This is a genomic window from Shewanella sp. 1180_01 (assembly GCF_052850535.1).
Genome location: NZ_VXCT01000005.1, coordinates 138081 through 147373 on the forward strand (window position 1 = coordinate 138081; position 9293 = coordinate 147373).

At 46.6% G+C, this 9293-nt stretch carries 8 protein-coding genes; all 8 read left to right on the plus strand.

What is annotated here, in order from left to right:
• The first annotated feature begins 138 nt into the window (after positions 1 to 138).
• Positions 139 to 1344, plus strand: a complete 1206-nt coding sequence (locus tag FW758_RS05070; RefSeq protein ID WP_446444812.1) for an HD-GYP domain-containing protein — start codon at positions 139 to 141, stop codon at positions 1342 to 1344.
• A gap of 56 nt (positions 1345 to 1400) precedes the next feature.
• Positions 1401 to 2264 carry an NAD(P)-binding domain-containing protein gene (locus tag FW758_RS05075; RefSeq protein ID WP_446444813.1) on the plus strand — a complete coding sequence of 288 codons (864 nt, stop codon included), beginning with the start codon at positions 1401 to 1403 and terminating at the stop codon, positions 2262 to 2264.
• A 122-nt stretch (positions 2265 to 2386) separates the two neighbouring features.
• Entirely contained in the window at positions 2387 to 3007 is a 621-nt protein-coding gene (locus FW758_RS05080; protein ID WP_011847108.1) for a thiol:disulfide interchange protein DsbA/DsbL, read from the plus strand.
• A gap of 641 nt (positions 3008 to 3648) precedes the next feature.
• Positions 3649 to 3915 (plus strand): DUF4212 domain-containing protein, encoded by a 267-nt coding sequence (locus FW758_RS05085; RefSeq protein ID WP_006082142.1) that lies wholly within the window; start codon positions 3649 to 3651, stop codon positions 3913 to 3915.
• An 11-nt stretch (positions 3916 to 3926) separates the two neighbouring features.
• Positions 3927 to 5663: a sodium:solute symporter family protein gene (locus FW758_RS05090; RefSeq protein ID WP_006082141.1), complete on the plus strand. Its 1737-nt coding sequence runs from the start codon at positions 3927 to 3929 to the stop codon at positions 5661 to 5663.
• 215 nt (positions 5664 to 5878) lie between these two features.
• Positions 5879 to 7726, plus strand: coding sequence for a DUF294 nucleotidyltransferase-like domain-containing protein (locus tag FW758_RS05095; RefSeq protein WP_259212692.1), 1848 nt, complete (start codon positions 5879 to 5881; stop codon positions 7724 to 7726).
• A gap of 1 nt (position 7727) precedes the next feature.
• Entirely contained in the window at positions 7728 to 8414 is a 687-nt protein-coding gene (locus FW758_RS05100; RefSeq protein WP_446444814.1) for an exonuclease domain-containing protein, read from the plus strand.
• A gap of 244 nt (positions 8415 to 8658) precedes the next feature.
• Positions 8659 to 9255 (plus strand): lecithin retinol acyltransferase family protein, encoded by a 597-nt coding sequence (locus tag FW758_RS05105; protein ID WP_446444815.1) that lies wholly within the window; start codon positions 8659 to 8661, stop codon positions 9253 to 9255.
• Positions 9256 to 9293: the final 38 nt, after the last annotated feature.

Here is a 9293-nt window from a genome sequence, read left to right on the forward strand (position 1 = left end):
GATTTTTCATTTGTACTCTGCATCGAACGCTTTGAATCATCTATAGTTATATGTACTTAGCTTGAATGTGCCCTGTTGGATACGCAGATGAGGTCATCTGTTTATGTCCTGCATCACATTTGAAAGGAGTCATACTGCGTGGCAAAAGTACCTCAAAAAAAATTATCACTATCAGAAATTCAACTTGGCATGAGAGTCAAGTTGCCCTTGTCATGGACGAATCACCCCTTTTTATTTAACCGCGTTGATATCAGCAGTGCCGCTCAAATCGAAATGATCCGTGGCCTAGGCGTCCCATATGTGTTTTTGTTATCGGAATCGAATGCCGAACTGGATATTGTTGAAGAAGACGAAGACATTGAAGACGAGATAGCAGTCGAACCCGAACGGGATCTCAAGGCCGATACCCGTAAGGCGATGCGTTTGAGTCAGAAACGTTTTCTAATGAATGTGAATAACTCACGTAATGTGTTTGGTAAAATAGTCAGCGATCCTGAAGGCGCCTATCGATTATCAGCGGCACTGGTCGAAGACTTGCTAAGTCATTTGCAGGAAGTTGAAACACCGTTCCTTACCCTGGTTGGGATGGATGAGAAAGATGTGAGTGTGACCCAACATGGCGTCTCTGTGGCTGTACTGGCAATGATGATTGGTCATGCGCTGGATTTAACCCCAAGAGAGTTGCGTGATATCGCTCTTGGCAGTTTGCTGCATGATATCGGTAAGCTTAAAGTGCCCGATGTCATCCGCCGAAAGCGTGGCGCGCTGACGACACACGAAGCCAGCTATTTGCAAATGCATCCTAATTTTGGTTTTGACATGCTGAATCGGTCGGGATTATTCCCTAAAGAGGTGTTAAATATCATTTTACACCACCATGAGTTTGTTGATGGTTCAGGGTTTCCTGATGGATTGACGGGGCATAAGATCCCAATAATTACGCAGATCGTGAGTTTAGCAAATGATTACGATCAGCAGCTCAGTGGTCAGCAAGTGACATCTCCTCAAGTGGCACTAGGTTATTTGTTTAAAAACCGTGCGAGTAAACATTCAGAATCACTGATTTCTGTGTTGGTTAAAATTCTCGGCATCTACCCACCGGGAACGATAGTAAAGCTCTCCGATGACAGTATTGCGAAAGTGATCATGACCACCAAAGAAGTGAGTCAGCCCCAAGTGTGGGCTTGCAAAGTGGACGGGAGTGAAGCATCGCTGCGTTTCTTAAGTGATGAAGGCGTGACAGTGCAAAAAGCCATCAAAGCGGAAGAATTGTCCGAGGGCGCTATTCGTACCTTGCAAGTCGATAAAGGGGTTAGTTTTTATTTTAGTTCGCTACAAACTTGAATCTTATGCGCTAAGTTCCGTATTCTATCCGCTGATATGATTCCCTTAGGGCTAATATGGCGAATGTAAAAGCAGAAAATGGCGCAGTAAAATCCAGTGTTGCCTTGGTCGGTTGTGGATGGTTTGGTTTTGCTTTAGCAAAGCAGCTTGTCCATGAGGGCTATAGAGTCACAGGCTGTAAGCGCAGTGCCGACGAATTATCGGCATTAACTGAGGTCGGGATTGATGCCTATCCGCTGCAATTGGGCAGCGAAGCACCCTCTGCCCCCGATGCTCAGGCGTTAAGCGGTTTATTTCAAACCGATTATCTAGTGGTCAATATTCCTCCCCGATTAAAGCGCGGTAACGCCGTGTATCTTGAAGAACTGCAACAACTCATCGCATTAACCCAAGGCTGGCAATATCAGCAGATTGTGTTTATCAGCACAACGGGCGTGTATCCGGCCAAAGATAAAGTGATGACCGAAGCCGATGCCTTGGCAGAATCTAGCGACAGCCAAGTGCTATTAGATGCAGAAGCTTTATTCCAAGCCTTGCCCCATGCCTGTATTGTCCGCTTTGCAGGACTCGTAGGCCCCAAACGTCATCCCGGACGTTTCCTTGCCGGAAAAACCGATGTCAGTGGCGCCAATGTGGCAGTGAATTTAGTCCACTTAAGTGATTGTGTCAGCGCGGTAAGTCGGATTCTCGCGGCAACGGATTCAGGATTATCAGTGGCACCGATTTATAATCTTTGCGCGCCGACACACCCCACTAAAGCTGAGTTTTATCAAGCCGCCGCCGAGTCCCTTGGTTTAGTCGCACCCGAATTTAATCAACAATCCATGCCGAGTAAAGTCATCCAAGGTGACGCAATTGTCACAGATTTAGGCTTTCGATATCAGTATGCTTCCCCGCTGGATATGCTAGAGGCATGTTGAGAAAGGTTAATTATTGTTAAAGGTAAAAGCCGAACTTTTAGGTTATCTTTGGGTTCCAAGTTTTGCTTGAGCGAATGTGTCATCCTTATTTAAACCAATGACGAATAAAAAGAGACAATATAATGAGCGTGTTTAATCGAGTTCGACCTATAGCCGCATTGGCGTGCGGATTAATGTTGAGTGCCAGCTTTGCACTGCAGGCCGCAAGTTTCGAAGAAGGCAAAGATTACGTCACTGTGGCGGGGATTACCGAAGCGCAAAAGCCAGTGCTGCGAGAGTTTTTCTCCTATAACTGCCCACATTGCTATAAGCAAGAACCGCTTATGGACCTGACAGTGCAACTGCTCGGCAAAGATGTGGCTTTTGAACGTACCCCTGTGGGCGCTGGCCGTCCTGCTTGGGAACTGAGTCAGCTTGCCTACTATGTGGCGCAAAAATTAAAGATGACTAAGCAAACCCATGGCGCTATTTTCAAGCAAATCCATGAGAAAGGTGAGCAATTTACAGCACCTGAACAGGTTAAAGCCTTCTTTGTCGCCCAAGGCGCTAAGGTTGATGATGTCGATGCCGCGATGAATTCCGTTGATGCCAAATTCACCCTAATGAATTATGACTCTCAAGCTGAGCTTGCTGGGATTAAGGGCGTACCCTCATTACTGGTTAATGGCCGTTATATGCTGACATCGACCGCGCACACGCCAGAAGAGTTGGCTGCATTAGTTAAGTTTTTAGCCGCGAAGTAACCGCGTTTAATAAATGGAGACTAGACTCATCGCGGCTAACGAATAAGCGCCTTGCGAGCTGCATTGGGAAACTTATCCCGCTATTGGCTAATCTAGCGTTAATAACCCAGTCTAAGCTGGGTTATTTTTTGCCTGAAATTGAAAAAGCAATTGTGAATCAAACTACGCAATAACTATTAAGTGAAATGCTGAAATGAAACGGCTTTGCTGCCAGCCTAACGCGACTTGGATGAGTGATTTGAAATCGCCTATTAATTAAAGAACGAATGCTGATATCTCATCCATCTTTAGTGGTTAAACCCTCAAACCATATGATGCACTTTCAGTCTAAAGTCATCTTTAAGGCTGATTAAACTTCTAATTTTTCAAGCTCAGACAACACGTTATTCCTATTTCTTGTTTGTTTTCCCGCCTTATCTACCTACATCCCTCTCATTCTTGTTCGACATTGGTCTAACCTGTTGAAAAAGTTGAAACTGTATCTAAATGTAAAATCATTGTTAACTCGTTGAATTTATTTCTATTCACTATTTATGGACAGTGTTTTGAATCACGAGTTAGACGAAAGTCGTGATTGTGCTCACACCAGCTGTTGCTAGATTAAACAAGACTTAAAATTAAAACAGCACAGGGGAGTCACTATGGGTTTTGAAAACAATGATAAGGCAAAAGGTTATTGGCGCGAGAATATTCGTCTCGTTCTGAGCTTATTAGCCATTTGGGCGGCAGTCTCTTTTGGATGCGGCATTTTATTGGTTGATGTACTCAATGAAGTCCATTTCATGGGATTCAAATTAGGTTTCTGGTTTGCACAGCAGGGATCTATGTATGTATTCGTTGCGCTTATTTTTGTCTACGCGGCAAAAGCCAACGCCTTAGATAAAAAATATAACGTACAAGAAGACTAAGGAGCGTTGAGATGGATGTTCAAACACTAACGTATATTATCGTAGGGCTCTCGTTTGCGCTCTACATTGGGATTGCAATCTGGACCCGAGCGGGTTCAACCAAAGAATTCTATGTTGCAGGTGGCGGTGTTCACCCAGTTGTTAACGGTATGGCGACGGCGGCGGACTGGATGTCGGCGGCGTCGTTTATTTCATTAGCGGGTATTGTGTCTTTCGTCGGTTACGACGGTAGCGTGTACTTAATGGGCTGGACGGGCGGTTACGTATTGTTGGCCCTGTGTATGGCGCCGTATTTACGTAAGTTTGGTAAGTTCACTGTGCCAGATTTCGTTGGTGAGCGTTATTACTCACAGGCCGCACGCACAGTGGCGGTTATCTGCGCTATCTTTATCTGCTTTACCTATATTGCAGGGCAAATGCGCGGTGTGGGCGTGGTGTTCTCTCGCTTCTTAGAAGTTGAAGTCGACACGGGCGTGTATATCGGTATGGCAGTCGTGTTCTTCTACGCCGTACTCGGTGGTATGAAAGGGATTACTTACACTCAGGTTGCTCAGTACTGTGTATTGATTTTCGCATTCATGGTGCCAGCCATATTTTTATCTGTGATGATGACAGGCCACATTATTCCACAAGTGGGTTTCGGTGCTGAACTACTCGATGCCGCGGGTAATAATAGTGGCGTTTACTTGCTTGAAAAACTCAACAATGTGTCAACTGAACTTGGCTTTGCCCCTTACACTGACGGTTCTAAGAGCATGATTGATGTGTTCTGTATTACTGGCGCGTTAATGATGGGTACTGCGGGTTTACCTCACGTTATCGTGCGTTTCTTTACTGTACCTAAAGTGAAAGATGCGCGTATCTCTGCGGGTTGGGCATTAGTGTTCATCGGTATCATGTATACCACAGTGCCTGCGTTGTCAGCGTTCTCTCGCGTCAACATGATTGAAACCATTAACGGTGCTGATTCGCAAGGTGTGGCCTATGAGTCTGCGCCGCAGTGGATTAAAAACTGGGAAAAAACCGGCTTAATCAAGTGGAACGACAAAAACGGCGACGGCAAACTTTATTACGCAGCTGGTAAGATGGAAGATCCTGCTAGCAAAAACGAAATGAAGATCGATAACGACATCATAGTATTAGCGACGCCAGAAATTGCCAACTTGCCAGCCTGGGTTATCGCCTTGGTTGCAGCGGGTGGTTTAGCTGCGGCCTTGTCAACTTCTGCGGGTTTGTTGTTGGTGATTTCAACCTCGGTCTCACACGATTTACTCAAGAAAAACTTGATGCCAAATATCTCCGATAAAAAAGAGCTGATGTTTGCTCGTTTAGCGGCGGGTGTGGGCATTGTGATTGCGGGTTACTTTGGGGTGAATCCACCAGGCTTTGTGGCCGCGGTGGTGGCGTTCGCCTTCGGGTTAGCTGCATCATCACTGTTCCCTGCGATCATCATGGGTATCTTCTCTAAGACAATGAACAAAGAAGGCGCGATTGCCGGTATGTTAACGGGTCTACTGTTTACAGCCAGCTATATCATCTACTTCAAGTTTGTTGACCCAACGGGTAACGTTGCCGCTAACTGGTTCCTCGGTATTTCACCTGAAGGTATCGGTATGGTGGGTATGTTAGTGAACTTCGGTGTGGCGGCGTTAGTGAGTCGTGTGACTACGGCAACGCCATTACATGTTCAGGAGATGGTCGAATCGATTCGTTTCCCTAAAGGTTCGGGTGAAGCGAGCGGTCACTAAGCTCATCGCTTAATCATTGCATCAACATAAGAGAGCGCTTCGGCGCTCTTTTTTATTGCGCATTTGGAAAGTATTTTGTCCAGTAGTTGAATGAGTCAATTGAGGAGTTAACGGGAGCAACCTAGGGCTGACTTTAGTCGAATGTAGCGCCGCGACAATGCAGGCTATAGTGATGACATATAAGTAAAATTTTCGCCTAACAGAAGGTGTTGCCTATGAATGCCAGTGAGTTACAACCCGTAGTGCAATTTCTACAAGGGCTAGTGCCTTTTGATACTCTGCCTGAAGATGTTGTGGTGCGCTGTGCTAAGGCCATCACTGTCGGGTATTACAGTAAAGCCTCTGGTTATGTCAATTTTGATGCTAACTCGCCCAAGTTGTATATGGTGCGTAGCGGCGCCTTTGAGGTGCGCGATCCTGAAGGCGTGCTGGTCGATAGAGTCGGCGAGGGGGAGTTTTTTGGTTTTTCGACCTTGTTATCGGGGGAGAAAGTCGTCAACAAAGTCGCTATTCTCGAAGACGGTTTGGTTTATCATTTGCCCCAAAGCTTGTTCGATAATCTCAGAAGCGAGAGCCGCAACTTCGATAAATTTTTTACCCGCGCATTTGCTAAACGTTTACGTCATGAGGCTCGCTTTAAGGCGAAAGATCTGACGACCACTAGCCGGATCAGCACGTTGATGTCATCCGCACCTATTGTTATTGATGCCCACGCGAGCGTGACGCAGGCGGCACTCTTAATGCGAAACAGCCGAGTGTCATCCCTGTTGGTCACGGATAATAACAAGCTAGTTGGGATTTTAACCGATAAGGATTTGCGTAATCGGGTGTTAGCGGCGGGGCTCGACGGCCATATCGCAGTGCATCAAGCCATGACAGTTTCGCCGATCTCAATTTCATCCAATGCGTTGATTTTTGAAGCCATGTTGCTGATGAGCGAGCATAACATTCATCACTTACCCATTATCGACCAAGATAAAGCTATTGGCATGGTGACCAGTACCGACATCTTGCGCGGGCAGGGCTCACAACCGCTGCTGTTGATTGGCGAGATTGAACGTCAGCAGGATCTTGCCAGTTTAATTAGCGTCAGTAAGCAAATTCCGCTGTTACTGCAAAATTTGATCAGTGCGGATGCCAGAGCCGAAGAAATTGGCCGAGTGTTAACCTCTGTCACCGATGCGCTGACACGGCGGTTAATCGTGCTCAATCAACAATTGCTCGGTGAGCCGCCCATGGCTTTTTGCTGGTTGGCATTTGGCTCACAGGGACGCCAAGATCAAGCCGCGTGTTCAGATCAAGATAATGGTCTGTTAGTCGCAGAAGAGATGGATGATTTTGCCAAAGGTTATTTCGATGCGTTAACTCATGCTGTATGCGCTGGGCTTGACCAATGCGGTTATGAGTTTTGCCCCGGCAACATTATGGCGCAAAACTCACAGTGGCGAATGTCGCTTAAACAGTGGCAACAAGTATTTGAAAAATGGGTAATAACGCCCGAGCCTAAGGCGTTACTGCACGCCAGTATCTTCTTCGACATGCGCTCGGTGTACGGTCCACAAACCTTATTTGATGCGCTGCAGGATAAAGTCTTGGCTCAAACCCGTGATAACGATATTTTCCTCGCGGGCATGACAGGCAATTCGCTGGTGGAGTCGCCACCGCTGGGCTTTTTCCGCAAATTTGTCCTCGAACGTGATGGCAGTGAAGTCAAAGGCATAGATTTGAAGCATAAGGGCAATGCATTAATCAATGATATTGCCCGTGTTTATGCCCTGTCTGCAGGGATCAAAGAAGTGAATACTGCGAAACGTATCCGTGCCTTGATGGATGCTAATATCCTTAACCGTAAAGATGCGCTTAATCTTGCCGATGCCCACGAGTTTATCGCCCATATGCGGTTATCGAACCAAGGTTATCAACATAATCTCGGGCTAGAGGTGAGCAATTATCTGTTACCCGCACATTTATCTTCGCTGGTCCGCCATCAGCTACGTGATGCCTTTAAAGTGGTGCATGAGGCGCAGGCGGGGATGAAGATGAAGTTCATGCGAAGTTTTTGATATGAATACACTGCTGCTGAAAACGAAACTTAATTGGCGGGCGCTACGTTGCCAACATCAGTTATTTAAGGGCTATTATCAATCGTTATTACCTCTGCTGGCGATGCCGTTATCCGAAGCACCTTTGATGGCGATGGATTTAGAGATGACAGGTCTCAATCCGCAGCAAGATCAAATCCTCAGCATTGGCTTAGTGCCGATTGAGCGCGGCGAGATCCCTTTAGCGCGCGCCGAGCAAAAATTAGTGCAAATTCGCGGTAGTGTTGGCCAAAGCGCGACGATCCACGGGATCCTCGATAATCATCTGGTGCAGGCGGTAACGATTGAGGAAGCCATGGGCTGGTTTATCAATCAAACCTATGGTCGGGTGCTGGTCGCGCATCATGCTCCGCTAGATTGTCGCTTTCTGCAGCAGGATTTATTGGCCATTTATTATCAAGCCCTTGTCCTACCCGCCATTGATACACTCATGCTTGAAAGGCATCGTTTGCTACGGGAACACTCAGTGATTAAAGAGGGCAGTTTGCGCCTCGGCGCTTGCCGCGAACGTTACGGTTTGCCCATTTATACTGCCCACAGTGCGTTGACCGATGCCTTAGCCTGCGGGGAATTATTATTGGCGCAAATGGCGGCCATGGGCGGGGCGGGGCAACTAACTGTGGCAGATTTATTGCGGCAATCGACTTAGCTGTTTCAGTTTTAACTCACACTTTGTGGATGAGTTAATCGAGTTGAGGTGATGCTGCTTTACGCTGATTTAACTTTAATCTCACTCTGATTTCACTCTGATTTCATCTTAGGTTAATTACTGACAGGCTAGACTTGAAACCTAATCCTAAGCTTAACTTTAAAGCTTAAATTCAATGCCGCCAACTTGGCAATCCAACCAACTTGTACTTCACTCTAATAAACTGAGTGTGTAGGAGAACATGATGCCGTTACCTTTGCTTTGGATGGGAGGTGCCGTAATTGGCGCAGTTTTGTTGGCCGATGAGCGTGAGAAGCGTCAGCAACTTGAGCGCGACAGATTACTCGGTAAGGCCCCTAAGTATCCCGTCGCCAATCGCGCTATGGTGGCGGCGCCGAGTCAATGGCAAAAGGGATTAAAACAAGTTGCGCCAATCCCAGGCAGTATTGTCTGTTGTTATGTCTTTGGCGTAATTGAACATACGGGTATCTGGCTGGGTGACGATTGCTTAGTGGAGTTACACGGTTCAGGGTTAGTGCGGGCAGTGTCGGTAAAGCGTTTCTTGGCGGGGCGAACAGGCAGCCAAATCTATCTTGCCTGTAATCATCTGCATCAACCACTCATCGCCGATGCTGTGTTAACCCGTGCCGAGCAGGCGATTTATCAATATCGTGAGTACGATTTATTTGACAATAACTGCCATCGATTTGTCTGGTCTTGTATTAGTCAAAGGGGCGAAGAGGTGGTTAAAGGTTTTAATGAGTTAAATCAAAAACTCGCAGAGCATTTTAATCAAGGTATTTATTGGGATGAGATGATCATGAGCAAGCTGAATGAATAAGATCTGTCGTCATTGTCCCGTCCTAAGATAGGTTGACA

Coding starts and splice junctions, on each gene's coding strand:
- FW758_RS05075 (WP_446444813.1), top strand. CDS start 1,401: ATGGCGAATGTAAAAGCAGAAAATGGCGCAGTAAAATCCAGTGTTGCC.
- FW758_RS05080 (WP_011847108.1), top strand. CDS start 2,387: ATGAGCGTGTTTAATCGAGTTCGACCTATAGCCGCATTGGCGTGCGGA.
- FW758_RS05085 (WP_006082142.1), top strand. CDS start 3,649: ATGGGTTTTGAAAACAATGATAAGGCAAAAGGTTATTGGCGCGAGAAT.
- FW758_RS05090 (WP_006082141.1), top strand. CDS start 3,927: ATGGATGTTCAAACACTAACGTATATTATCGTAGGGCTCTCGTTTGCG.
- FW758_RS05095 (WP_259212692.1), top strand. CDS start 5,879: ATGAATGCCAGTGAGTTACAACCCGTAGTGCAATTTCTACAAGGGCTA.
- FW758_RS05100 (WP_446444814.1), top strand. CDS start 7,728: ATGAATACACTGCTGCTGAAAACGAAACTTAATTGGCGGGCGCTACGT.
- FW758_RS05105 (WP_446444815.1), top strand. CDS start 8,659: ATGCCGTTACCTTTGCTTTGGATGGGAGGTGCCGTAATTGGCGCAGTT.